Raw genomic sequence first — 1383 nt, forward strand, 5'->3', positions numbered from 1 at the left:
TGTCATGTGTGGACGTATATGGACCCCGCCTGATTGCAACGCCTGATCTGGTCGGGTTCGAGTTTCGCAATTGCGGACGTATATCCGGCTTCCTTGAGCGGCCCGATACTTCGCCGCCGCGAGCCCCGATGGATTTCCGCGTGCTTTCTCCTCAATGCTCCCGAGGCATCGGCAGGCGCCGTGCCGGTCCACACATCAGGTTCAGAAAGCGATGGTAGCGACCCTTTCACCATCCCCAGCCAAGTTGCTGCAATTTCTCGGGCGCGACGGCCTTGTTGATCAGTCTCCTCGGTAGCCTCAGCCGACTGCGGCGCCGCGCGTCGGATCGTATTCTTCGTTCCGCGCAAGGACAGACCAAATGATCCTCGCGTTCTTATTGGCCAGCGCGACAGCTACAACATTCGGATGCCGCCTCTCGCGCAAACGGCCGATCCAAAGACTTCTCGCATCCGTCTTGCCATGGGCCTTACCCAGAACTGCTCGGGCACCATGGATCATCAACGTCCGCAGGTAGCGGTCACCGCGCTTGCTGATACCGAAGAGCCGGGCCTTGCCGCCGCTCGATCTTTGTCTGGGAACCAGCCCGAGCCAAGCCGCGAACTCCCGCCCATTCCGGAAGCAACTCTGGTCGCCGGCCGCTGCGACCAGGGCCGTCGCCGTGATCGGTCCGATCCCTTCGATCCGGCCGATCCGCTGGCATGCTTCATTCGACCGGAACAGAACCCGGATCCTGCTGTTGAAGGAGGCGATGCGCTTGTCGAGTTCACCCAACTCCTCCCGGGTTTCGATCACGAGCTCGCGGATCATATCCGGCACGCCGTCATCTCTGCGGCACCCATCCACGATTTGCCGTAGGGCCTGGCGTAGACGGCTGATGTCGCGGGCGATCACAACGCCATGTTCGGCCAGCAAGCCTCGGATCTGGTTCACAAGCCGCGTCCGGTCCGAGATCAGCCTCTGCCGGATGCGGTGGACGGCTTGTATCTCCAACTGTCCCGGTGATTTCTGTGGAACGAACCGCATCGAGGGACGGCTGACGGCCTCACAGATCGCTTCGGCGTCGTTGCGGTCGTTCTTATTGGATTTGACGTAGGGCGCGACGAATTGCGGTGAGATCAGACGGACTTCGTGCCCGAGTTCGGACAGCACCCGCGCCCAGTAGTGCGAGCCGCTGCAGGCTTCCATGCCAACGAGGCAGGGCGGCAAATCGGCGAAGAACGGCACGACGGCATCGCGGCGCAGCGTTTTTCTAAGCACGGTACGATCGTCACTGCCAACGCCGTGGACCTGAAACACAGTCTTGGCCAGATCCAGGCCGATCCTAACGATATCCATGGCATGTCTCCTCTCTCATCCTGTGGATGTCGAAGTGTCACCGCCGCC

1 protein-coding gene is annotated in these 1383 nt (G+C 61.3%); it reads right to left on the reverse strand.

The window, feature by feature from the left end:
• Positions 1 to 297: 297 nt before the first annotated feature.
• Positions 298 to 1335, reverse strand: coding sequence for an IS110 family transposase (locus EU800_RS25970; protein WP_129636344.1), 1038 nt, complete (start codon positions 1333 to 1335; stop codon positions 298 to 300).
• Between the last annotated feature and the right edge of the window lie 48 nt (positions 1336 to 1383).

This window comes from Tropicimonas sp. IMCC6043, from assembly GCF_004146235.1.
In the GTDB taxonomy this organism is placed as follows: Bacteria; Pseudomonadota; Alphaproteobacteria; order Rhodobacterales; family Rhodobacteraceae; genus Tropicimonas.